18 protein-coding genes are annotated in these 23,011 nt (G+C 74.3%); 8 read left to right on the top strand and 10 right to left on the bottom strand.

The features are described from left to right. Positions 1–56 precede the first annotated feature (56 nt). The 4 genes from ACF1A5_RS32355 to ACF1A5_RS32340 all read left to right on the top strand — a co-directional run bounded on the left by ACF1A5_RS32355 (position 57) and on the right by ACF1A5_RS32340 (position 2,908). The gene (locus ACF1A5_RS32355; protein WP_392196434.1) at positions 57–1,493 is read left to right on the top strand and encodes a S8/S53 family peptidase; all 1,437 of its coding nucleotides are present in this window, start codon (positions 57–59) and stop codon (positions 1,491–1,493) included. 59 nt (positions 1,494–1,552) lie between these two features. Further along, positions 1,553–2,128, top strand: a complete 576-nt coding sequence (locus ACF1A5_RS32350; RefSeq protein ID WP_392196433.1) for an RNA polymerase sigma factor — start codon at positions 1,553–1,555, stop codon at positions 2,126–2,128. Beyond that, positions 2,125–2,604, top strand: coding sequence for a hypothetical protein (locus tag ACF1A5_RS32345; RefSeq protein WP_392196432.1), 480 nt, complete (start codon positions 2,125–2,127; stop codon positions 2,602–2,604). Before ACF1A5_RS32350 ends, ACF1A5_RS32345 begins: the two co-directional genes overlap by 4 nt. A 79-nt stretch (positions 2,605–2,683) precedes the next feature. Further along, the gene (locus tag ACF1A5_RS32340; protein WP_392196431.1) at positions 2,684–2,908 is read left to right on the top strand and encodes a hypothetical protein; all 225 of its coding nucleotides are present in this window, start codon (positions 2,684–2,686) and stop codon (positions 2,906–2,908) included. Positions 2,909–2,938: 30 nt separating this feature from the next. Here ACF1A5_RS32340 and ACF1A5_RS32335 read toward each other — a convergent pair whose 3' ends face one another. The 6 genes from ACF1A5_RS32335 to ACF1A5_RS32310 form a co-directional block, all read right to left on the bottom strand. After that, positions 2,939–4,165, bottom strand: coding sequence for a cytochrome P450 (locus ACF1A5_RS32335; RefSeq protein WP_392196430.1), 1,227 nt, complete (start codon positions 4,163–4,165; stop codon positions 2,939–2,941). 63 nt (positions 4,166–4,228) lie between these two features. Further along, positions 4,229–5,020 (bottom strand): N-formylglutamate amidohydrolase, encoded by a 792-nt coding sequence (locus ACF1A5_RS32330; protein WP_392196429.1) that lies wholly within the window; start codon positions 5,018–5,020, stop codon positions 4,229–4,231. Positions 5,021–5,240: 220 nt separating this feature from the next. Beyond that, on the bottom strand, positions 5,241–7,460 hold the full coding sequence (locus ACF1A5_RS32325) for an NADP-dependent isocitrate dehydrogenase (protein WP_392196428.1): 2,220 nt from the start codon (positions 7,458–7,460) through the stop codon (positions 5,241–5,243). 382 nt (positions 7,461–7,842) lie between these two features. Next, a complete protein-coding gene (locus ACF1A5_RS32320) occupies positions 7,843–8,940 on the bottom strand; it encodes a mechanosensitive ion channel family protein (RefSeq protein WP_392196427.1) in 1,098 nt (365 codons plus the stop codon). Between the two features lie 209 nt (positions 8,941–9,149). Then, a complete protein-coding gene (locus tag ACF1A5_RS32315; protein ID WP_392196456.1) occupies positions 9,150–10,682 on the bottom strand; it encodes an amino acid permease in 1,533 nt (510 codons plus the stop codon). Between the two features lie 62 nt (positions 10,683–10,744). Next, entirely contained in the window at positions 10,745–11,752 is a 1,008-nt protein-coding gene (locus ACF1A5_RS32310; protein ID WP_392196426.1) for a hypothetical protein, read from the bottom strand. A 254-nt stretch (positions 11,753–12,006) separates the two neighbouring features. Between ACF1A5_RS32310 and ACF1A5_RS32305 the strand changes: the two genes are divergently transcribed. Genes ACF1A5_RS32305 through ACF1A5_RS32295 form a run of 3 tightly spaced genes read left to right on the top strand, consistent with a single transcriptional unit; the run spans position 12,007 to position 16,129 of the window. After that, positions 12,007–13,437, top strand: coding sequence for an FGGY family carbohydrate kinase (locus ACF1A5_RS32305; protein ID WP_392196425.1), 1,431 nt, complete (start codon positions 12,007–12,009; stop codon positions 13,435–13,437). Next, positions 13,434–14,894 (top strand): FAD-dependent oxidoreductase, encoded by a 1,461-nt coding sequence (locus ACF1A5_RS32300; RefSeq protein ID WP_392196424.1) that lies wholly within the window; start codon positions 13,434–13,436, stop codon positions 14,892–14,894. Before ACF1A5_RS32305 ends, ACF1A5_RS32300 begins: the two co-directional genes overlap by 4 nt. Further along, positions 14,891–16,129 carry an NAD(P)/FAD-dependent oxidoreductase gene (locus ACF1A5_RS32295; RefSeq protein ID WP_392196423.1) on the top strand — a complete coding sequence of 413 codons (1,239 nt, stop codon included), beginning with the start codon at positions 14,891–14,893 and terminating at the stop codon, positions 16,127–16,129. The genes ACF1A5_RS32300 and ACF1A5_RS32295 overlap by 4 nt, the downstream gene beginning before the upstream one ends. A gap of 28 nt (positions 16,130–16,157) precedes the next feature. Here ACF1A5_RS32295 and ACF1A5_RS32290 read toward each other — a convergent pair whose 3' ends face one another. From ACF1A5_RS32290 to ACF1A5_RS32275, 4 genes are all read right to left on the bottom strand, one after another. Continuing rightward, a complete protein-coding gene (locus ACF1A5_RS32290) occupies positions 16,158–16,922 on the bottom strand; it encodes a crotonase/enoyl-CoA hydratase family protein (RefSeq protein WP_392196422.1) in 765 nt (254 codons plus the stop codon). 82 nt (positions 16,923–17,004) lie between these two features. After that, on the bottom strand, positions 17,005–19,335 hold the full coding sequence (locus ACF1A5_RS32285; RefSeq protein ID WP_392196421.1) for a trypsin-like peptidase domain-containing protein: 2,331 nt from the start codon (positions 19,333–19,335) through the stop codon (positions 17,005–17,007). Positions 19,336–19,344: 9 nt separating this feature from the next. Beyond that, on the bottom strand, positions 19,345–19,710 hold the full coding sequence (locus tag ACF1A5_RS32280; protein ID WP_392196420.1) for a trypco2 family protein: 366 nt from the start codon (positions 19,708–19,710) through the stop codon (positions 19,345–19,347). Between the two features lie 115 nt (positions 19,711–19,825). After that, entirely contained in the window at positions 19,826–20,800 is a 975-nt protein-coding gene (locus tag ACF1A5_RS32275) for a YbhN family protein (RefSeq protein ID WP_392196419.1), read from the bottom strand. 162 nt (positions 20,801–20,962) lie between these two features. Here ACF1A5_RS32275 and ACF1A5_RS32270 point away from each other — a divergent pair, with 162 nt between their 5' ends. Then, positions 20,963–22,921, top strand: coding sequence for an ABC transporter ATP-binding protein (locus tag ACF1A5_RS32270; RefSeq protein ID WP_392196455.1), 1,959 nt, complete (start codon positions 20,963–20,965; stop codon positions 22,919–22,921). Positions 22,922–23,011 lie beyond the last annotated feature (90 nt).

The following is a 23,011-nucleotide window of genomic DNA, read 5'->3' as shown; positions in this document are numbered from 1 at the left end:
AGGTACGGGCCGGGCGGATCACACTGACGACCGCGGCCACAACGGGAGGACACGCCATGGCACCACAGCGATTCCACGAACAGTTCGACCAGATCCAGCGCTCCATGCCCGGCGTCCCGCTGGCGATGGGACCGGACGACTCGGCGGAGTTCTTCTACGAGAAAGGGGTCGTCCTCGCCCGCGACGGCGAGGAGGCACGGCTGGTCGAGGACACCGTACGGACGCACTTCACCGAGGCGACCGGTCTGACCGCCGACCATGTGCGCCGGGCGGGCCCGGAGACCAACCGCACCGGCGTCACCCGTATCCAGGTCGGCGACCCCGGCCACGGCGACCGCGGCGGCGACCGGGCCGTGGCGCACGCGCTGCGGGCGCTGCGGACCCACGAAGGGCGCGCCGGACGGCGGCTGGTGAGCCGCAACCACGTGGTGTCCGTCGCGGTCAACGCCTGCCCCGGCGACGAGCCCGTGCCCGCCGCGCTCACCCAGGGCACCAATCCCGCGCCCGCCGGGACCGCCTACGACCCGGACGGCGCCGTCGGCGTCCTCGTCATCGACACCGGCCTCATGCACGACTACCGGTCGCTGCCGCTGCTCGCCCACGTCCAGGGCGACGCCCAGGTGCGGGAGTGCGACGACCAGGGGATCCTCCAGCAGTACGTCGGGCACGGCACGTTCATCGCCGGGCTGGTCGCCGCCGTCGCCCCGAGCACGGACATCACGGTGCGCGGCACCCTCAACGACGCCGGCGCCGTCCTGGAGTCCGACTTCGGGCACAAGCTCTTCGAGGCCGTCGACGAGCACGGCTGGCCCGACCTCATCAGCCTGTCCGCAGGCACCTCCAACGGCCGCACCGACGGCCTGCTCGGTGTGCAGAGCTTCATGGAGGAACTGCGGGACCAGGGCACCCTGCTGGTCGCTGCGGCCGGCAACAACGCCAGCGCCACCCCTTTCTGGCCCGCCGCCTACGCGGACCTGCCCGACTTCGCCGACTCCGTGCTCTCCGTGGGCGCGCTGCGCGGCGACGGCGAGCACGGCGCCTGCTTCAGCAACCACGGGGCCTGGGTGAAGGTCTACGCCCCCGGCGAGCGGCTCACCAGCGCCCTCACCGGCTTCCGGGCGCCGGTGCCGTACGTCTACCAGCACTCCACCTACGACGCCTGCCGGTTCGGCTTCACCTACGCCTGCACCTGCCAGTACCCGCGCCACACCGGCGTGCTGAGCGAGGGGCGCGAGACCACCTCGGGCAAGGCGGACCAGGTGATGTTCGAGGGGTTCGCGCACTGGAGCGGGACCTCCTTCGCGACGCCCGTCGCCGCCGGTATGGTCGCGGCGCACATGACGGCGCACAAGGAGCGCGACCCGCGCGCGGCACGGCGCCAACTTCTGGAGACGAACACCGAGTACGCGGAGGTGCGCGGGGCGCACGTACCGGCGCTGCGCCCGCCCACGTGGCGCCCGGTTCCCGTCGTGCGGCTCGCTCCGCCGGCATGAGGGCCGAAGCCGTCCCCACCACGGCGTACGATGTCTTGCCGTACACGAGGGGTGGGGCCGTGGACCGTGCAGATGTCGGCGCGCTCGTCCAGTCCGCCGTCGACGGTGACGCGGCGGCCTGGAAAGCGCTGGTGGAAGGGCTGAGCCCGCTGGTGTGGTCCGTCGTGCGCGCGCACCGGCTCTCCGACGCCGACGGGCACGAGGTGTACCAGACCGTCTGGTTCCGCTTCGCCCAGCACCTCGGGCGGATCCGGGAGCCGCACAAGGCGGGCTCCTGGCTCGCGAGCACCGCGCGGCACGAGTGCCTGAAGACCATCCGCGGCCTGAGCCGGCTGACGGTGACGGACGACCCGCAACTGCTCGACCGGGTCAGCGAGGACCGTACGCCGGAGCAGTCGCTGCTCGACTCCGAGGAGGCCGCCGCGCAGAGCGAGCGGGTCCGCCGGCTGTGGCAGGAGTTCGAGGCGCTCGGCGAGCGCTGCAAGCAGTTGCTGCGCGTCCTGATGGCCTCGCCACCGCCCAGCTACCAGGAGGTTTCCGCGGCGCTGGGCATCGCCGTGGGCAGCATCGGACCCCTGCGCCAGCGCTGCCTGCGGCGCCTGCGCGCACGACTCGACGCACGGGGGGCACTGTGAGCGACGACGACGGCCTCGACGGGAACGACCCGGACGAGGAGGAGTTCGACGTCGGACTCCTGGAGGAGGAACTGCGGGCGGCCACCGCCATCCTGGACCCGGTGCCCAGCGCACTGCGCCAACTGGCCGTCGAGGCGTACGCGTTGCACGACCTCGACACCCGGATCGCCGAGCTGACCTTCGACTCGCTGGTCGACGCCCTCCCGGTCAGGGGCGCCACGGACGTGCCGCGGATGCTGACCTTCCGCGCCGGTGAGCTGACCGTCGACGTCGAGGTCACCGAGGACGGGCTGCTCGGGCAGCTGATGCCGCCCCGGCCGGCCCGCGTCGAGGTGCTGAGCGGGCCCCATGCCGGCGTCCCGCTCACGGCCGACGAACTGGGCCGCTTCACGGGCGAGGCCCCGCCCGCCGGCCCGTTCGCGCTGCGGTTGCGGACCGGCGGGGACGTGGTGGTCACGGAGTGGCTGCGGGCGTGACGGGCCGGGGACGCCGCCGATCGCTGTCGGTGGCGTCCCCCCGCCCGGCACTCGCTCACCCGCGGCCGCTCGGCCGGCCGTGGATCGCGGCGGCGAGTTCCGCGATGCCCGCCTACTTCGCGCGCACCAGCAGGCGGGCCTGCCGCCGCTCGAGAACAACGGTGAGCCGGCCGCCCTGTACGCCTGGATGTTCCTGCCGCTCGCCGCGTTCGGGCCCGGCCCGTGGGCGCCGGCGCGGCTGCCGGCCGTCGGGCGGCAGGAGCGGCCGTCGGGCCTGGCCGACGCGGCCGCGGCGAACGCCTGAGTCCGGCGCCGCCGTGCGCGCCCGGCCGCCCTACCAGGTGACCGGCAGCGTCCGCGGACCGCGGATCATCGTCCTCCGGCGCCAGGCGACCTGGGCCGGGGGCACCGCGAGCCGCAGCCCCGGCAGCCGGTCGAGCAGGGTGTCGACCAGCAGTTCGGTCTGCAGCCGGGCGAGCACGGCGCCCGTGCAGTAGTGCGGCCCGTTGCCGAAGGACAGGTGCGGGTTGGGGTCGCGGTCGGGGTCGATGCGGTCCGGGTCCGGGAAGACGTCCGGGTCGCGGTTGGCGGCCAGGTAGGAGACGTAGACCGGGTCGCCGGCGCCGATGCGCACCCCGTGCAGCTCCACGTCCTCCAGCGCCACCCGGGCCAGGCCCACGGTGCTGCGGTGCGGGATGTGGCGCAGCAGCTCGTCCAGCACCGGTCCGCGGGCCCCGGGCCGCTCCCGCATCCGCGCCATCAGCTCCGGCCGGGTCAGCAGCAGGTACAGCATCTGGCCGCAGTTGTGGGTGACGGCCTCCCCGCCGATCTGCAGCGGTCCGGCGAGCCCGACGGCCTCCTCCAGGCTGATGTCGCCCCGGCCCACGGCGGCGCCGAGCAGGGACAGGACGTCCTCGGCGCGGCTGTCGCGGCGGGCGCGGATGGTGTCGGCGATCCACGCGTACATGCCCTGCTTGGCGTGGTCGGCGGCCTCGGCCCCGCCGCACATGGAGATGATCTGCCGGGTCCAGGTGTGGACCCGCTCCCGCTCGGCGGCCGGAACGCCCATCAACTCGCTGACCACCGCCAGCGGGAACGGTTCGAGCACCCGCTCGACCAGATCCGCCGGCGGCCCGACCCGCAGGATCCCGTCGACCAGCCCGTCGAGCATCTCCTGTGCCCGGGGCCGCAGCCGCTTCATCGCGCCGACCGTGAAAGCCGCGGAGACCGGCTTGCGCAGCCGGTTGTGGTCGGGCTGGTCGGCCCAGGCGAGCGAACCCGGACGCGGCGCGAAGTGCGGGGCGAGCCGGGTCACCTGACGCCCGGTGACCTCGGCCCGGCTGAACCGCGGGTCGTTCGTGATCAGCTTGACGTCGTCGTAGCGGGTGGCGAGCCACGCCCAGCCCTCGCCGTGCGGCAGGCGGATGCGGGTGATCGGGCCCTCGCGCATCAGGCCGGCGAGGACCGGATCGAACTCCGTGCCCTCCAGGTCCAGCGCGGGCCAGTCCCTCACGGGGGGCGGTTCCGCCCGGTCGGCCGGGGCAGTGATCTCCTGCGTCATAGAGTCACCCTCCCCTCGCCCGGTCCGGTTGTCGCGCCGGAGTGCTCCAGCCGGAAGGCGGCCTCAGACGCCGTCGACCAGCTCGGCCAGTGCCGCCGCCAGCCGGGACAGCCCCGGTCCCGCCGGACCGCCCGGCTCCGTCATGTACATGTCCCGCCGGATCTCCACCATCAGCGCGCCGACCCGGGCGTCGCCGCCGTGGAATTCCAGCGGGACGTAGGCACCGGCGAACGGGCTGTCCAGCCCCGTCTCCCCGCACCGCGCGAAGGCCTTGCGGGCCAGCTCCGTCAGCCCGGGCGGCGTGTGGAAGGTGTCGGTGCCCAGGCAGATCGGCGGCCGGGGACCCGCACCGTGCAGCTCGTAGGGCAGGGCGGCCGTGGGGTAGGAGTGGACGTCGATCACGACGGCGCGCCCGGTGGCGGCCAGCCGGCCGGCCACCGCCTGCGTCATCGCCCGCGCGTACGGGCGGAAGTAGCGCTCCACCAGCGGCTCGACGTCGGTGTCGCCGGGGCGCAGGACGGCGCCGTGCGTGGTCCGTGTGTACACCGCGCCCATGCCGGCCGCGAGCATCTCCTCCCGCTCGTCGGGGAACCGCTCCGGGTCGACGACCAGCCGCGACAGCCGGTTCACGAACCGCCAGGGGGTCACGGCGGACAGGTCCGCGGCGGCTTCGGCGAGTTCGGCGGTGTGCGCGTCGGTGATGTGGTCGAGCTCCCGCGCCAGCGCCCCGTCGTCCAGCGCGATGCCGGCGCGCACCGCGGCGGGGATCTCCCGCGCCGAGTGCGGAACGTGCAGGACGACCGGCGACTCGGCGGCACCGCGCAGCAGGGCGAAGGACGGTGTGGCACCGGACACGGGGCTGCTCCTGTCACTCCCCGTGTCTCCACGGGGATCTCGTTTCCATGGCGCCTTGATCTTGACGCACACCACTGACAAGGACGGGCCCCGCGCCCCGCTTCCAGCGGTACCCACCGCGACACACCGCCGTCACCGAACAGCTCCGCCCCGGCCGGCGAGGTGCCGGTCGGGGCGGAGGCGTGCCGCTCGGGCCGTCGGGCCCGGTGGGCGGGGTGCGTCAGCTCAGGGACGCCAGCGCCTCGTTCCAGGTGGCCGAGGGGCGCATGACCGCGGCGGCCTTGGCCGGGTCGGGCTGGTAGTAGCCGCCGATGTCGGCCGGCTCGCCCTGGACGGCGATCAGCTCGTCGACGATCCGCTGCTCGTTGGCGGCGAGGGTCTCGGCGAGCGGGGCGAACGCCTTGGCCAGGTCGGCGTCGTCGGTCTGCGCGGCCAGCTCCTGCGCCCAGTACAGGGACAGGTAGAAGTGGCTGCCGCGGTTGTCGATGCCGCCGACGCGACGGGTCGGGGACTTGTCCTCGTTGAGGAAGGTCGCCGTGGCCTTGTCGAGGGTGTCGGCGAGGACCTTGGCGCGGCTGTTGCCGGTGGCCTCGGCGTACTGCTCGAAGGACGGCACCAGGGCGAAGAACTCGCCCAGGGAGTCCCAGCGCAGGTAGTTCTCCTTGACCAGCTGCTGGACGTGCTTCGGCGCGGAGCCGCCGGCGCCCGTCTCGAACAGGCCGCCGCCCGCCATCAGCGGGACGACCGACAGCATCTTGGCGCTGGTGCCCAGCTCCAGGATCGGGAACAGGTCGGTCAGGTAGTCGCGCAGCACATTGCCGGTGACGGAGATGGTGTTCTCGCCGCGGCGGATGCGCTCCACGGACAGCTTGGTGGCCTCCACCGGGGACAGGACGCGGATGTCCAGGCCCTCGGTGTCGTGCTCCGGCAGGTACGCGTGGACCTTGGCGATCAGGTTGGCGTCGTGGGCGCGGGTCTCGTCCAGCCAGAAGACCGCCGGGTCGCCGGTGGCGCGGGCGCGGGTGACGGCGAGCTTGACCCAGTCGCGGATCGGGTCGTCCTTGGTCTGGCAGGCGCGGAAGATGTCGCCGGCCGAGACGGTCTGCTCGATCACGGCGTCGCCGGCCTGGTCGACCAGGCGGACCGTGCCGGTGACCGGGATCTCGAAGGTCTTGTCGTGGCTGCCGTACTCCTCGGCCTTCTGCGCCATGAGGCCGACGTTCGGGACCGAGCCCATGGTGGACGGGTCGTAGGCGCCGTGGGCGCGGCAGTCGTCGATCACGGCCTGGTAGACGCCCGCGTAGCTGGAGTCCGGCAGCACCGCGAGGGTGTCGTGCTCCTGGCCGTCCGGGCCCCACATGTGGCCGGAGGTGCGGATCATGGCCGGCATGGAGGCGTCGACGATCACGTCGGAGGGGACGTGCAGGTTGGTGATGCCCTTGTCGGAGTCGACCATGGCCAGCTCCGGGCCCTCGGCCAGCTCGGCGTCGAAGGAGGCCTTGATCGCGGCGCCCTCGGGCAGGTTCTCCAGGCCCTTGTAGATGCCGCCCAGGCCGTCGTTCGGGGTGAGGCCGGCCTTGGCGAGCACCTCGCCGTACTGCGCGAAGGTCTTCGGGAAGAAGGCGCGCACCACGTGGCCGAAGACGATCGGGTCGGAGACCTTCATCATCGTGGCCTTCAGGTGCACGGAGAAGAGCACGCCCTCCTGCTTGGCGCGGGCGACCTGCTCGGTGAGGAACTCGCGCAGCGCGGCGACGCGCATGACGGAGGCGTCGACGACCTCGCCCGCGCGGACGGGCACGGACTCGCGCAGGACGGTGGTGGAGCCGTCGTCGCCGACCAGCTCGATGCGCAGGGCGCCGTCCTCGGCGATGACGACGGACTTCTCGGTGGAGCGGAAGTCGTTCTGGCCCATGGTCGCCACATTGGTCTTGGACTCGGTGGTCCACGCGCCCATGCGGTGCGGGTGGGTCTTGGCGTAGTTCTTGACCGACGCGGGGGCGCGGCGGTCGGAGTTGCCCTCACGCAGGACCGGGTTCACCGCGGAGCCCTTGACCTTGTCGTAGCGGGCGCGGATCTCGCGCTCCTCGTCGCTCTTCGGGTCGTCCGGGTAGCCCGGCAGCGCGTAGCCCTGGCCCTGCAGCTCGGCGATCGCGGCCTTCAGCTGCGGGATCGAGGCCGAGATGTTCGGCAGCTTGATGATGTTGGCCTCGGGCGTCTTGGCGAGCTCGCCCAGCTCGGACAGCGCGTCGGGGATCCGCTGGTCCTCGTTCAGGTACTCCGGGAACAGCGCGATGATGCGCCCGGCCAGCGAGATGTCACGGGTCTCGACGGCGACACCGGCCTGCGAGGCGTACGCCTGGACCACCGGCAGGAAGGAATACGTCGCCAGGGCCGGGGCCTCGTCAGTGTGTGTGTAGATGATGGTCGAGTCAGTCACCGGGTGCTCCGCTCCACGTCTGCAACATTGCTCGACATCAAGATATCTCGTGACCGACCCCGGCTCGACAGGGGTCCGCGCCGGACCCGGCCCCGGGGCCCCCGGTGGATCACCCGCGCCGCCCCGCACGCCGGCGGAAACGGCCGCCACCAGGACGCCCCGACCCCTCGTCGCGCGGGGACCGTCGGTCGCAGTCGCAGTCGCAGTCGCAGTCGCAGTCGCGGCCCGAGCCGCGCCGTGCTGCGGCCGGCGGCCCCGGCGCGGTGGCCGGGGCCGCCGGCACCGCACCGGGCGCACCCGGGCCTGTCGGGCGCACCGGGCCTGCCCGGCGCACCGGGCGTCCCAGGCCTCCCGGGCGCACGGGCGCACCGGCCCCGACGCGTCAGCCGACGACGGGCGACCCCGTCGCCGCGTCCTCGCCGCTGCGCTGCTGCGGGATGACGGCCTGGGCCGCGCCCTGCTGCAGCGCCACCGTCCGCGTGGGAGCCGGGATGCGGATGCCCTCCTCGCGGTAGCGCCGGTGCAGGCGCTTGATGAACTCGTGCTTGATCCGGTACTGGTCGCTGAACTCGCCGACGCCCAGGATGACCGTGAAGCCGATGCGGGAGTCGCCGAAGGTGTGGAACCGGACGGCCGGCTCGTGCTCGGGCACGGCACCGGTGATCTCGGTCATCACCTCGGCGACCACCTCCGTGGTCACCCGCTCCACCTGCTCCAGGTCGCTCTCGTAGCCGACCCCCACCTGCACCAGGACCGTCAGCTGCTGCTCGGGCCGGGTGAAGTTGGTCATGTTCGTCTTGGCCAGCTGCCCGTTGGGGATGACCACCAGGTTGTTGGAGAGCTGGCGGACCGTCGTCTGGCGCCAGTTGATGTCCTCGACGTAGCCCTCCTCGCCCGTGCTCAGCCGGATGTAGTCGCCGGGCTGGACGGTCTTGGAGGCGAGGATGTGGACACCCGCGAAGAGGTTCGCGAGGGTGTCCTGAAGGGCGAGCGCGACCGCCAGACCGCCCACGCCCAGGGCGGTGAGCAGCGGCGCGATGGAGATGCCCAGGGTCTGCAGGACCACCAGGAATCCGATCGCCAGGACCAGGATCCGGGTGATGTTGACGAAGATCGTGGCCGACCCGGCGACGCCGGAGCGGGACACGGTGACCGTCCGCACCAGGCCGGCGACCACGCGGGCCGCCGAGAGCGTCACCACGAAGATGAGCAGCACGGTGAGGATCTGGTTGGTGTGGTGCTGGACCGTCCGCGTCAGCGGCAGCACGGCGGCGGCGGACGCCGCGCCGCCCGCGATCGCCGCCCACGGCACCACCGTGCGCAGCGCGTCCACGATGACGTCGTCGCCGCTCCACCGGGTGCGCTTGGCGTGCTTGCCGAGCCAGCGCAGCACGGCGCGCGACAGGAACGCCGCCACCAGACCCGCGGCCAGGGCGATGCCGGCCAGGATGAGGTCGTCCAGGGTCAGCGTGCGGTTCACCGGTCACCTCCGGTGGGACGATCTGCGGCGCACGGGGCCGCCGACGGCCGGATGTGAGATTGCGTCACGTTGTCACCTGCTCGATTGCGGGATGTGCGAACGCGTGGCCGCCAGGCCCCCGCGAGGAGGGCCGACGGCCGGCGCGATCGTTCATCCTGCCGTATCCGGCACGGCAGTTCGTACCGGGACCGGCACGGGGTGAGGGCCGGTCAGACGATTCCCTCGGCCAGTTCGGCCTGGTCCCGGTCGCTGCCGTAGGCGGCCGCGGCGGGCGTTCCGTACGAACGGCGGGCGACGTACCACCACACACTGGCGAGGACCAGTACGACGGCGAGGGCGACGGACGCGTAGTTCATCGTGTCGACGGTCACCGGCGAGGACTGCGGCAGGCAGAACAGCACGGTGACCAACGCCACCCATGCCACCGCGGTCCAGCCGACCGGCCTGCTCCACCGGCCCAGGTGCCACGGTCCGGGCCGGAAGCGGTCGCCCGCGCGCAGCCGCAGCAGCACCGGGATGGCGTACGCGGGGGTGATGCCGATGACGTTGATGGCGGTGACCGCGCCGTACGCCGTCGCCGAGTACAGCGACGGCAGCGCCAGCACACCGGCGACGGTCACCGACAGCCACACCGCGGCGACCGGGGTCTGGGTACGGCCGCTGACCCGCCGCCAGAGCGCCGAGCCCGGCAGGGCCCTGTCCCGGCTGAACGCGAACACCATGCGGCTGGCGGCGGCCACCTCGGCGTTGCCGCAGAACAACTGGGCGACGATCACGACCAGGAGCAGCACGCTCGCGCCGTCCGTGCCCAGGCCGTCGAGCAGGATCTGGGCGGGCGGCACCCCCGTCGCGCTGTTCCGGGTGGCGTCGTAGTCCTGGATGGCGAAGGTCAGGCCCGCCAGCAGCACGAAACCCGCGATCCACGACACCCAGATGGAGCGGACGATGCCGCGCGCCGCGGACACCGAGGCGTGGGAGGTCTCCTCGGACAGATGGGCGGAGGCGTCGTAGCCGGAGAAGGTGTACTGCGCGAGCAGCAGGCCGATCGCCGCCACGTACAGGGGGCTGGCCCAGCCCGTGTCGTTGACGAACCCGGTGAACACGAAGGCGGGCGAACGGTGGTGGTCCGGCACGATCGCCAGCGCGCCCACGATCAGCGCCACGCCGGCCAGGTGCCACCACACCGAGACCGAGTTGAGCACGCTGACCAGCCGCACGCCGAACAGGTTCAGCACGGCGTGCAGCAGCAGGATCGAGACGAAGATCAGCATCGTCCTCCCGGGCGTGGGTACGAAGCCCCAGCGGAGGTTGGCGAACGCGCCGGTGAACAGGGCGGCGCCGTAGTCGATGCCGGCGATCGCGCCCAGCAGGCCGAGCAGGTTCAGCCAGCCCGTGTACCAGCCCCAGCGGCGGCCGCCGAGCCGGTCGGCCATGTAGTACAGGGCGCCGGACGTCGGGTACGCGCTGGTGACCTCCGCCAGCGCGAGCCCGACGCACAGCACGAACAGGCCGACGCCCACCCAGCCCCACAGCATCACGGCGGGGCCGCCGGTGCCCAGGCCGAAGCCGTACAGGGTCATGCAGCCGGACAGGACCGAGATCACCGAGAAGCTGATCGCGAAGTTGCCGAAGCCGCCCATGCGGCGCGCCAGCACCGGGCGGTAGCCCAGCTCGCGCAGCCGCTGCTCCTCGTCGTGCTGCGGCAGCCCGGGCGGCGGGGACGGTTCAGAGGTGCGGGACATGCGGGACATGCGGAACATGCGGGACATGCGGAAACCTCCGGGACGGGGGACATGGCGGGCGTCTAGGGGTCGCCGTGGCGGTCGTGCTCGTCCGCGGCCGCCCGGCAGCGGGCCCGGGCCTGGCGGAAGACATCCACCGCCCGCGCCCGGTCGCTCGGATCAGGGGTGCGGTAGGCCCACGGCAGGGGCGTCCAGTACGGGCCGAGGGCGTCGAACACCCGGGCCGCGTCCCGGAACCGCAGGGCACCCCACAGGGCGTGGGCCAGGTGGTTGAGGTCCTGCGGGGAGCGCTCGGCGGGGGCCGTGTGCGCGAACCAGGCGTCCAGCGCATGGCCGGCCTCGCGGGTGGCGTCCTCCGCCACCCAGTGCAGGTCCAGCGCGGCACCGGGCCCGGCGCCCCGCCGGTAGCGCTCGACCCGCACGTACAGCGGCAGCATGTGCGACGCCGCGCCGGGCGGCGCGGACGAGGCGGCCCACTGGGCGTAACCGGCCGCCTCCGCCAGCCGGCCGGAGGACGCGCGCACGTAGAGGAACTGCAGCATCCGGTGGTGGGCCTCACGGTTGTGCGGGTCCCGCTTCTCCGCCTCGGCGAGCAGCCCCCACGGCCCCGGAGGCAGCGCCGGCTCCGGCGGCGTCACCCGGTGCTCCTCCCAGCGCACCTCGCGGTCCAACTGGGCCAGCGCCAGCAGGCACACCCACGGCACCGGGTCCTGGGCGGCGATCCGGGTGGCCGTGTGGCCGGCGTCCCAGGCCTCGATCCACAACTCGTGGGTACGGCGGTGACCCTCCCGCCGCGCCCGCAGCGCCCGCTCCACCGCGACCCGGGCGTGCATCACCGCGGCCGGCACGCTCTCCGGCTCCTCCGCCCGCCAGGCACGCACCACGTCCGTGCCCGCGGCCGCCGCCGCCAGGACCTGGGTGCGCTGCGTCCACTGCCCCCAGGCGGTGGTCCGCGCGAGCAGGTCCCGCATCGCCATCCAGCGCCCGGTCCGCAGATCCTGCAGGGCCGTGCGCAGGTCCGCGTCGTGGCCGGCGGGGTCGTAGACGGGGCGCGCTCCGTCCCTGGCCATCAGCCGTCCGCTCCGGTCCTCGGTCGGGTCAGGACGGCAGGGTGGAGTAACAACAGCCCTCCCCAGGGCGGCGGTCGCGGAGCAGGTGCCGGTCGGCGGTCACTATAGAGGCGTGCGTTCCGCATCTCGTCCGTGTTGAGCGGCGGAGGTGAACTCCGTTACGGAATCGAAGAGTTGGTAGCGGAAAAGGGCCGCTTGACGGGCTGCCGCGGGCGACGGCAGGCTGTCGCGCAGTGATCGGCGAAGGGGGTGGCATGACGGGTCCGGTGCTCGCCGTGGACCAGGGCACGTCCGGCACCAAGGCCCTCGTCGTCTGCCCCGAACGCGGCGTCCTCGGCGCCGGTTTCGCCGCCGTACGGCCCCGCCATCTGCCCGGCGGCCTGGTGGAGGTGGACCCCGCCGAGCTGTACGCCTCGGTGCTCGACGCCGGGCGCCGCGCGCTGGACGAGGCGGGCGAGCCCGTCGTGGCGACGGGACTGGCCAACCAGGGCGAGACGGTGCTCGCCTGGGACCCGGACACCGGCCGCCCGCTGACCGACGCCCTCGTCTGGCAGGATCGGCGCGCCGAGAGCCTGTGCACCCGACTCGCCGCCCACGACGAGGAGTTACGGGCGCTGACCGGCCTGCCCCTCGATCCCTACTTCGCGGCGCCCAAGATGGCCTGGATCCGCCGGCACCTCACCCGCGACGGCGTGGTCACCACCTCCGACACCTGGCTGGTCCACCGGCTCACCGGCGCCTTCGTCACCGACGCCGCCACGGCCGGCCGTACCCAACTGCTCGACCTCGACCGCACCGCGTGGTCGCCGCGGGCCCTGGAGATCCACGGGCTGTCCGCGGAGCGGCTGCCCGAGATCGTCGACTGCGCCGCACCCGTCGGCACCACCACGGCGTTCGGGCCGCCGATCCCGCTCACCGGCCTCGCCGTCGACCAGCAGGCCGCCCTGCTCGCCCAGCGCGTCACCCGGCCGGGCGGTGCCAAGTGCACCTACGGCACCGGCGCGTTCCTGCTCGCGCACACCGGCGACGCGCCCCGGCGCGGCACTTCGGGCCTGGTCAGCTGTGTCGCCTGGCGGCTCGCCGGACACACCAGCTACTGCCTGGACGGGCAGGTCCTCACCGCCGCCTCCGCGGTGCGCTGGCTCACCGACCTCGGTGTCATCACCGGCGCCGCGGACCTCGACCCGGTCGGTGGTGCCGTGCCCGACAGCGGCGGCGTCACCTTCGTCCCGGCGCTGGCCGGGCTCGCCGCCCCCTGGTGGCGCGGCGACGCGCGCGGCTCCCTGACCGGGCTGGGCCTGGACACCACCCCGGGGCATCTGGTGCGGGCGCTGTGCGAGGGACTGGCCGCCCAGGTCGCCGAACTCGCCGACGCGGCGGCCGCCGACCTCGGCTCCCCGCTGGACCTCCTGCGCGTCGACGGCGGGCTGACCCGCTCGGCGCTGCTCCTGCAGACCCAGGCCGACCTGCTGCAACGGCCGGTCGAGGTGTCCGCGCTGCCCGACGCGACCGCCCTCGGCGCCGCCACGCTCGCCCGGCTCGGCGCCGACCCCGGCCTGAGCGTCGAGGCCGCCCTGCCGGAGGGGAAACCGGCCGCCGTGTACGAGCCCCGCGTCACCCCCGGCGAGGCCGCCGAGCGCCGCGGCGCCTTCCGCACGGCCGTGGCCGCCCTGCTCGGGCCATGACGGTCACCACCCGGGGAGCGCTGCCCGCCACCCCGTACGACGTCGCCGTCGTCGGAGCCGGGGTCGTCGGCTGCGCGATCGCCCGCGAACTGGCCCGCCACCCGGGCCTGCGCGTCGCCCTCGTCGAGGCCCGCGGCGACGTCGGCGAGGGCACCTCCAAGGCCAACACCGCAATCCTGCACACCGGGTTCGACGCGGTACCCGGTTCCCTGGAGGCCCGCCTGGTCCGCGAGGGCTCCCGGCTGCTCGCCGCCTACGCCGCCGAGTCCGGCATCCCCGTCGAACCGGTCGGCGCACTGCTCGTCGCCTGGACCGCGGACCAGCTCGCGGCGCTGCCCCGCCTCGCGGAGAAGGCCGCGCGCAACCACCGCCGCGACACCCGCCTCCTCGGACCCGAGGAGCTGTACGCCCGCGAGCCGCACCTCGGCCCCGGCGCGCTCGGCGCCCTGCACGTGCCCGGCGAGGCGATCGTCTGCCCGTGGACGACGACCCTGGCCTACGCCACCCAGGCGGTCCGCAACGGAGTGCACCTGCACCTCGGCTGCCGTGTGCAGCGCGCGCGGCGCCGGGACGGGGTGCACCTGCTCGCCACCGTCCGGGGCACCCTGCGTGCCCGTTTCCTCGTCAACGCGGCCGGACTCCACGCCGACACGCTCGACGCGGAGCTCGGCCACCGCGACTTCACCGTCACCCCGCGCCGCGGCCAGCTCATCGTGTTCGACCGGCTGGCCCGGCCGTTGGTCCGGCACATCCTGCTGCCCGTCCCCACCGCCCTCGGCAAGGGCGTCCTGGTCGCCCCCACCGTCCACGGCAACGTGCTGCTCGGCCCCACCGCCGAGGACCTCGACGACAGGCGGGCCACCGGCTCGACCGCGGAGGGCCTGGCCGCGTTGCGCGACCAGGGCCGGCGCATCCTGCCCGCGCTTGTCCAGGAGGAGGTCACCGCCGTCTACGCCGGGCTGCGCGCCGCCACCGAGCACGACGACTACCGCATCGCCGCGCGTCCCGGCCAGGCGTACGTCACCGTCGGCGGCATCCGCTCCACCGGCCTGACCGCCTCCCTCGCCATCGCCGCGCACGTCGCCGGGCTGCTGACCGGGGCCGGACTCGACCCCGGCCCGGCCCGGGACCTGGAGCCGGTACGGATGCCGAACCTCGGGGCGTCCGTCCCGCGCCCCTGCCAACGGGCCGAACGCGTCGCCGCCGACCCGGAGTACGGCGTGCTCGTCTGCCACTGCGAGCGCGTCTCCCGCGGCGAGATCCGCGACGCGCTCGCCAGTACGATCCCGCCGCGCGGCCTCGACGGACTGCGCCGCCGCACCCGGGCCCGGGCCGGCCGCTGCCAGGGGGCGTACTGCGGAGCGGCGGTACGGGCCCTGTTCGAGCGGCTGACGGGAGACTCGGGTGTGAGCGGTATGGGCGGTATGGGCGGTATGAGCGAAGAGGCGGAGAGATGAACGGCGTTCGGCGCGTCGAGGTCCTGGTCGTCGGCGCCGGCCCCGCCGGACTCGCCGCCGCCGCCCGCCTGGCCGCGTCCGGCGCGGGCCGCGTGGAGGTGCTGGACCGGGACCAGCGGGCCGGGGGAGCGCCGCGGAGCTGCGCGCACGGCGGCTTCGGCACCTGGCTGCACCCGCTGACCGGCCCGGCGTACGCGCGCCTGCTCATCCGGGCCGCGGTGCGGGCCGGGGCGGTCGTACGCACCGGGGTGGCCGCCCTCGACTGGGCGGGACCGCTGACGCTGACGACCGCCGGGCCGGGCGGCCCGGAGACGGTCGAGGCCGGGGCGGTCGTGCTGGCCACCGGCGCCCGGGAACGCCCCCGCGCGGCCCGCCTGGTGCCCGGCACCCGCCCCGCCGGGGTGTACACGACCGGGGAACTCCAGCAGGCCGTACACCTGTACGGGCAGCGTGTCGGCACCCGGGCGGTGGTGGTCGGCGCCGAGGACGTCTCGTACGCGGCCGCCGACACCGTACGCGCCTCGGGAGCCGACGTCGTGGCCATGGTCACCGAGCTGCCCCGCGCCGCCACGTCACCGGCCCGCGCCCTGGACGCCCGGCTGCGCCACCGCATCCCGCTGCTGACCGGCGGCACGGTCGCCGAACTCCTCGGCCACGGACGGCTGTCCGGCGTCCGGGTGCGCCACCGGGACGGCCGTACCGCCGTCCTGCCCTGCGACACCGTCGTGTTCACCGGTGACTTCGTGCCCGACCACGAACTCGCCCGCACCGGGACCCTGTTGCCCGACCCCGGCACCGGCGGCCCCGCCGTCGACGGGGGCCTGCGCACCTCGCGCCCCGGGGTGTTCGCCGTGGGCAGCGTGCTGCACCCCGCGGAGAGCGCGGCGACGGCGGCCCGCGAGGGCGCGCACGCGGCCGGCGCCGTGCGCGCCTGGCTCGCCGACGGCCGCTGGCCGGACTCCGTCCCGCTGGTGGCGGAGGGACCCCTGCGCTGGATCGCCCCGCACCGGGTCGCCCCCGGCGACCGTCACGGCGGGTACGTGCTGCGCGGTGCCCTCCCGCCGACCCGTCCGGTGCTGCTCGTCACCCAGGACGGCCGCCTCCTGCACCGGGCCCGCCCGGCCCTGCTCCCAAACGCCCGGCACCGCGCCTGGGCCCCGGACCTCACGCTGTCCGCGCACTGGACCCACCGGGTCGATCCCGGGGGCGGGCCGGTGCGGGTCACGGCCGGCTGAGGACGGCGCGCGGGCCGGCCGCCTGGTCTCAGTGGTCGGTGAACGAGCCGTGCCGCCCCGCCCCCGCGGCGAACCGGGCGGCCCCCTCCAGGCTCCGGTCCAGTACGCCCCTGCCGTGGCGCAGCTCGCCCTGCAGCGCCCCGGACTCGTCCCGGCCCTCCTGCTCCAGCACCGAGGCGCGGTCGGAGCGCAGGCAGTCCTGCGGGAACCGGGCGATGGCGGCGGCCAGTTCCTCGGCCTCGGCGCGGGCGCGCCCGGTGGGCACGACGCGGTTGGCCAGTCCCATCTCGTGGGCCTCGCGGGCCGGGACCGGCCGTCCGGTGAGGATCATGTCCAGGGCGCGGCTCGTGCCGATCAGGCGGGGCAGCCGTACCGTGCCGCCGTCGATCAGGGGCACGCCCCAGCGGCGGCAGAACACGCCGAACACGGCGTCCTCCTCCGCGACCCGCAGATCGCACCAGAGCGCCAGCTCCAGCCCCCCGGCCACGGCGTGCCCCGCCACCGCCGCGATCACCGGCTTCGACAGCCGCATCCGCGTCGGCCCCATCGGTCCGTCCCCGTCCTCCGCGACCCGGTTGCCCCGCTCGGTCCCGATCGCCTTCAGGTCCGCCCCCGCGCAGAACGTGCCCCCCTCGCCCCACAGCACCGCCACCCGGGCCTCGGCGTCGGCCTCGAACGCCCTGAAGGCGTCGGCGAGTGCGGCGGCGGTCGGTCCGTCCACGGCGTTACGGGCGCCGGGCCGGGAGAGGACGACCGTGGTGACAGGGCCCTGACGCTCGATGCGCACCGGCATGGGGGAGTCCCTTTCGTCGGGTGGGGGGAGCACGCTACTCCCGTGCCGCCGTGACTCCCTGCGCCGGCCCCCGCGTGCGGGCTCAGAAACCGCCCAGGTCGTGGAGCCCGGGGTCGTCCTTCGGCCTGGTGGGATCGGGGTCGAGGCGGGGCTCGGGGTCGGGGTCGGGCCAAGAGCCGTCGAGGGCGTCGTCCTCGAACTCGTCGAGTTCCTGACGAGCAGCGGGCGGCAAAGCACCGCCTGGGTCCGGGCCGGCCGGCCTCCCTCCGGGCGAGAGCGAGTCGTCCGGGCCGCCGGGGCCATCCGAGACATCCGGCGGCTCCGGTTCGTCCGGCGGTGGCCAGTTCCACAGCAGGTCGTCCAGATGGTCCGCCACCTGCCGCGAAGTGGCCCGCTCCTCCGGCGACAGGGACGGCCCCGCCTCGCGAATCGCGTCCCGGACCTCCCCCAGCCACGCGAACGGATCTTCGGCCGCGCGGGCCGCCAACGCGGCGGCGAAGCCCAGAACGTGAGGTGCGCTCGCCACTGCGTCCCTCGCGACATCGGCCAGATCGGGTCGGCGGGAGGCGCCCAGCAGCAGCGTCTCCAGACCGTGCCTGCGCTGATGGAGGCTCAGCTCCGTGGCGGTGAGGACCGACTGGGTCAGGCCCCCGTCCTTGTCTTCGGCGGTTCCGATCAGATGGGCTGACAGCGCGTGGGGGCCGAGGCGGCCCCACTCGGCGTCGTGGGAGGGGTACAGGCTCTTCAGCAGATGGTGCAGCAGGCTCAGCCGCTCGGGGTCCGCCTGGTCCGTCCCCCAGTACCGGTAGTGCGCCTGCCGCCCCGCCGCGACCGCGGCCGCGGCCTCCCGGACGTCCTGACCGCCGACCAGCGCCTGCGTGACGACGAGCGACCGGACGAGCCGGCGGGTCTCGGGAGTGCCCGGCAGCCCGAACACCTGCGCGCCACGCATCCAGTAGCGGGCCTCACGGTCCAGGACCACTTCGTACGGCCGGGTCGCACGCTGCTCGTCGCTTCTCTCGAACGCGCTGATCGCGGCCGCGCACGCCGTCAGACCGAGGGAGAACGGGTTCCGGTCCCCGGCGGGCGGCAACGCATCCAGGGACGGGTCGGTCAGGCCGTCGAACGCGCTGCGGCCGTACAGGCGTTTCGCAAAGGCGTGGGTCGCCTCCCTCAGGAGACCGCCCTCCGGCTCGGCGCCGCCCGGCTCCAGTTCCCCGAGGGCGAGCACGTTGTCCTCGTTCGACAGGAGACCTCTGTCGCGGCACCGACCGACCACCTCCTCCCGCCAAACGGCCCCGTTCCGGGAGAGCAGGAGGACCCGGACCCGGACCCGGCGGCGGTAGCCCGCCAGTTCCTCCAGGACCAGCTTCAGCCAGGATGGGCGCGTCTCCGCGTAGTCGACGACGAGCAGGAGACGGCGGGCGCTGGTGGTGAGCGGGTGCAGGGCCGGTGCCGGCGAGGCGTCCGGGGGTTCGGTCCGCAGGAACGCCGTCACCCACCTGTCGTCCAAGTGCCGCCCGAGCTCGACCGCGAGCCGCGTCTTTCCGGCGCCCATCGGGCCCGTGACCATCATGACGTCGACGGCGTAGTCCGAAGTGGCCCAGCCGGTGAGCCGTTCGCGGGCTGCCTCACGCCCCCGGAACGGCACCGTGCGGGTACGCGGGTGGAGGAGGTAGGAGACCGACGGCGCGTTGTCGTTCGCCCTCGTGAGAGAGTGCGGCGCGGGACACGGCGGGGCCTCCACCAGCGCTGCGAGCTCGACCGACTCGAGTTCGGGCACCGTCCCTGCGGCGGTGCGCAGCGCATCCCGGAAACACGGGTCCCGCAGCAGCAGGCAGACCGGTACGGCGTTGACCCGCGAGGCGTGGAAGCCGTCCGGAACGCTGCGCACGACGGCGATGAGGAGCGGTCCGCAGAACACGGCCGCGCCGGACATACCTCTCCAGTCCTGGGGGCGTTCCAGCGACATCAGGTCGATCTGGTACCGGCGGCTGAACTTCAGGGTGGAGGCGTCGACGGTCCCGGCCACGCCCATCGGGTCCCGGCCGCGCGGTGTCGCCTGCACCTGGGGGAAGCCCAGCATCCCGCACCGGACGGGGTGTTGCGGATCGGCGCCGGTGAGTTCCCCGAAGCGGACCGGGCCGCTCGGCGGGAGGTCTCCGGCCACGGCCAGCAACGCGGTGTCCAGGTCGTCGTCGTACCAGATCACGCGAGCCGTGACCCAGTCGGCGGCCCCCCAGATGTATCGGACCGCGACCGAGGACGGCACACCGCCTCTGTCGTAGTCCGCCAGGACGTGCCCCGCGGTGAGCACCAGCCCCGCGGCGATCTCGTACCCCGAACCGTAGGACCCCCCGCCCTCACCCGTCTCGCTCCAGACCTCCACGACGCAGGTCGCGTCGAACGTCACGACGTCCCCCTAGGCCTCGTTCCGCCCACGGGCCGCGTCCTCCGCGGCCTCACCCCCGCCAGGCCGCCCCGGCCGGCCGGGGGGCAGGCGATCGGCCACCGGCAGTTCCCGCCCCGCCTCGTCCGTCACCCGGAACCGGATGGTGACGTGCTGGGCGACGGTGCCCGCCGACTCGCCCCCGGCCTCGCCGGACAGCACGTAGGCCTTCACCGCGCCCCCGCGCTTCCTGCTGCGGCGCAACTCGACGGTGAAGTCGAGCACCACCTCGTCCGGGACGAACCTGACGTCGCTGCCTGCGCCCGTGCTCCGCGCGGCGACGAGCCCCGCGCGCACCGCCGCTATCGCCTCCGACAGTTCCGTGCCCTCCGGTTCCATGCCGCCCCCCTCGTGAACTGCCCTGCCCCTGCGCCCCATTGTGGGGAAACGGGACAAGGCCACCAGAGGGCGAAACCCGCCATTCCGGATGAGTCGGACCAGCCGGATGAGTCGGTCAAATGACTTTCAGTCGCACCAGTGCCCCGAGTGTCAGGGCCCCCGGCAGCAGCGGCAGCCAGACGGTGATGAGGCGGAAGGCCAGGACGACCGCCGTGGCGAGCGCGGCCGGTCCGCCCGCGGCCACCAGGGCCACGACCAGGGCGGCATCGACCGAGCCGAGGCCGCCCGGCGTGGGTACCAGCGCGACGGCCACCGTCGCCGCCAGGTACGCCAGCGCCATGTGCGCGGGCGGTACCGGCAGCCCCAACGCCCGCCCCACCAGGGCCAGTCCGGCCGCCTGCAACGCCGGAAAGGCGAACGAGCCGCCCCACAGGGCCAGCGCGCGGGCCGGCCGGGCGTGCACCGAGCGGGCCTCGCCCAGCGCGGTGCGCAGGAACCCGGACACCGCCCCGCGCAGCCGCCGTACGCAGACCAGCGCGCCGGACACGGCCGGCAGGACCGCGCCCGCGGTGAGCAGCAGCGGACCCCTCGCGCCCGTCGGCAGCAGCGAGCCGAGCCGCAACGCGTCCGGGAAGACCGCGAACAGGACGGCCAGCAGGGTCAGCCGGCCGATGGTCTCCGCGAGCAGGTACAGGGCCAGCGCGGCGGAGGAGCGGGCGAGCGGCACCCCGCACACCGCCAGGAAGCGCAGGTTCACCGCGCTCGCGCCCAGGCCGGTGGGCAGCAGGTGGTTGGCGGCTCCCGCGGCGAACTGGGTGGCGAGCAGCCGACGTCTGGGCAGCCGTTCGACGACGGCGCCCTGCCGGGTGAACGCGGCGGCGACCCAGGTCAGGCAGGTGGCACCGGCCGCGGCCAGCAGCCACGGCCACTCGGCGCTCCTCAGGTGGACGAAGCCCTCGGCGAGGACGGAGCGGTGCCGCACCGCGACCAGCAGCACGAGCAGGAGCGGGACCAGGCACAGGACCTGGCGGACGGGGAGGCGCCGGGGCGCGCGTCCCGGCGGGAGTTCGGGGAGCTGGAGCGCTGTCACGTCCGCAGAGGTTCTCCGGGTCGCGCCAACGGCGGGTGGCGGGGGCGCGGACGGCGGTTTACCGGCGGACAGCGGATGGGAAAGCGGGGGCATCGGGTGGTCCTTCGCGGCACACACATTGACCTCAACGAAGCTTGAGGTCCTAGGTTCTCTCCCATGAGCATGGAAACCACCGCATGGACGCAGCTGCACAGCGTCATGACCGCCCAGCAGGAACGTCGCCCCCTCGCCCGCGCGACGCTGCGCCGTATCGGCGCGTTCGCCCGCCCGCACCGCCGCCGGATCGCCCACTTCGTCCTCCTCGGGGTGGTGACCGCGCTGCTCGCCGTGGCGACCCCCGTGCTCGCCGGCCGCGTCGTCGACGCGATCGTGTCGGGGGGCGACCGCGGTACGGTCGTACGCCTGGCGCTGCTCATCGCGCTGATCGCGGTGGCGGAGGCCGCGCTCGGCATCCTCGGCAGACGCCTGTCGGCGACGCTCGGGGAGGGGCTCATCCTCGATCTGCGGACGGCTGTCTTCGATCACGTGCAGCGCATGCCGGTCGCGTTCTTCACACGCACTCGTACGGGAGCGCTCGTCTCCCGGCTCAACAACGACGTCATCGGCGCCCAGCGCGCGTTCAGCAACACCCTGTCCGGCGTGGTGAGCAACGTGGTCACGCTGCTGCTCACCCTCGCCGTCATGCTCACCCTGTCCTGGCAGATCACCCTGCTCGCGCTGGTGCTGCTGCCGGTGTTCGTGGTGCCGGCCCGGCGGATGGGCAGCCGGATGGCGCGGATGCAGCGGGAGGCGGCCACCCTCAACGCGGCGATGGGCACCCGGATGACCGAGCGTTTCTCCGCCCCCGGCGCCACCCTGGTCAAGCTCTTCGGCCGTCCCGAGGAGGAGTCGGCGGAGTTCGCCGCCCGCGCCCGCAGGGTGCGGGACATCGGCATCCGCACGGCCACCGCCCAGTCGGCGTTCATCACCGCGCTCACCCTGGTGTCCTCCCTGGCGCTGGCCCTCGTCTACGGCCTCGGCGGCTGGTTCGCGCTGCGCGGCACCCTGGAGCCGGGCGCCGTGGTGTCCCTGGCGCTGCTGCTGACCCGGCTGTACGCGCCGCTGACCGCGCTCGCCGGAGCGCGCGTGGAGGTGATGAGCGCCCTGGTGAGCTTCGAGCGGGTCTTCGAGGTGCTCGACCTGAAGCCGCTCATCGAGGAGCGGCCGGACGCCCGCACGGTGCCGGACGGCCCGGTGGCGGTCGAGTTCGACGACGTCCGCTTCGGCTACCCGTCCGCCGACAAGGTCTCACTGGCCTCCCTGGAGGAGGTGGCGAGCCTGGACGGCCGCAGCGGAGCCGAGGTCCTGCACGGCCTGTCCTTCCGCGCCGAACCCGGGCAGACGGTCGCCCTCGTGGGCTCCTCCGGCGCCGGCAAGTCGACGATCGCGCAACTGCTGCCCCGGCTCTACGACGTCGACGAGGGCGCCGTGCGCATCGGCGGCGTCGACGTGCGCGACCTGAGCGCGGCCTCCCTGCGGGCGACCCTCGGCATGGTCACCCAGGACGGCCACCTCTTTCACGACTCCGTGCGCGCCAACCTGCTGCTGGCCCGCCCCTCGGCGACCGACGGGGAACTGTGGGACGCCCTGCGCCGCTCCCGCCTCGACGACCTCGTCCACTCCCTGCCGGACGGCCTGGACACCGTCGTCGGCGAGCGGGGCTACCGGCTGTCCGGCGGTGAACGGCAGCGGATGACCATCGCCCGGCTGCTGCTCGCCCGGCAGCGGGTGGTGATCCTCGACGAGGCGACCGCGCACCTGGACAACACCTCGGAGGCGGCGGTGCAGGAGGCCCTCGCCGAGGCGCTGGCCGACCGCACCGCGGTGGTCATCGCGCACCGGCTGTCCACCGTGCGGGCCGCGGACCTGATCCTGGTGGTCGAGGCCGGACGGATCGTCGAGCGTGGCACGCACGAGGAACTCCTGGCGGCGGCCGGCCGGTACGCGGAGCTGTACCGCACGCAGTTCGAGCAGCACCCGGACGGGGCGGCGGGCGTCAGCGTGGCCGGGGAGGCGGATGTCGCCGTGGCCGGGGAGGCGGTGGCCCAGGGCGCGGCGGTGGCGCGGAAGGCGCTGACCTAGGTGTATTGCCCTGTGAGGTTGGGGACGCGGCTGGCGGGTGGTTGGCCCTTGAGCGCGGTGTGTCCGCGGTGGTGATTGTAGGTGTGCAGC

This window comes from Streptomyces sp. NPDC014864, assembly GCF_043081525.1.
Classification (GTDB): domain Bacteria; phylum Actinomycetota; class Actinomycetes; order Streptomycetales; family Streptomycetaceae; genus Streptomyces.
Note: the sequence above shows the minus strand (reverse complement) of the source record. Positions and strands in the feature narration are given on the sequence as shown.

Bases quoted from the DNA above. Each gene is read 5' to 3' on its own strand.
- ACF1A5_RS32355 (WP_392196434.1), top strand. From the start codon at position 57: ATGGCACCACAGCGATTCCACGAACAGTTCGACCAGATCCAGCGCTCC.
- ACF1A5_RS32335 (WP_392196430.1), bottom strand. From the start codon at position 4,165: ATGACGCAGGAGATCACTGCCCCGGCCGACCGGGCGGAACCGCCCCCC.
- ACF1A5_RS32315 (WP_392196456.1), bottom strand. From the start codon at position 10,682: ATGTCCCGCACCTCTGAACCGTCCCCGCCGCCCGGGCTGCCGCAGCAC.
- ACF1A5_RS32310 (WP_392196426.1), bottom strand. From the start codon at position 11,752: ATGGCCAGGGACGGAGCGCGCCCCGTCTACGACCCCGCCGGCCACGAC.
- ACF1A5_RS32305 (WP_392196425.1), top strand. From the start codon at position 12,007: ATGACGGGTCCGGTGCTCGCCGTGGACCAGGGCACGTCCGGCACCAAG.
- ACF1A5_RS32300 (WP_392196424.1), top strand. From the start codon at position 13,434: ATGACGGTCACCACCCGGGGAGCGCTGCCCGCCACCCCGTACGACGTC.
- ACF1A5_RS32295 (WP_392196423.1), top strand. From the start codon at position 14,891: ATGAACGGCGTTCGGCGCGTCGAGGTCCTGGTCGTCGGCGCCGGCCCC.
- ACF1A5_RS32290 (WP_392196422.1), bottom strand. From the start codon at position 16,922: ATGCCGGTGCGCATCGAGCGTCAGGGCCCTGTCACCACGGTCGTCCTC.
- ACF1A5_RS32280 (WP_392196420.1), bottom strand. From the start codon at position 19,710: ATGGAACCGGAGGGCACGGAACTGTCGGAGGCGATAGCGGCGGTGCGC.
- ACF1A5_RS32270 (WP_392196455.1), top strand. From the start codon at position 20,963: ATGGAAACCACCGCATGGACGCAGCTGCACAGCGTCATGACCGCCCAG.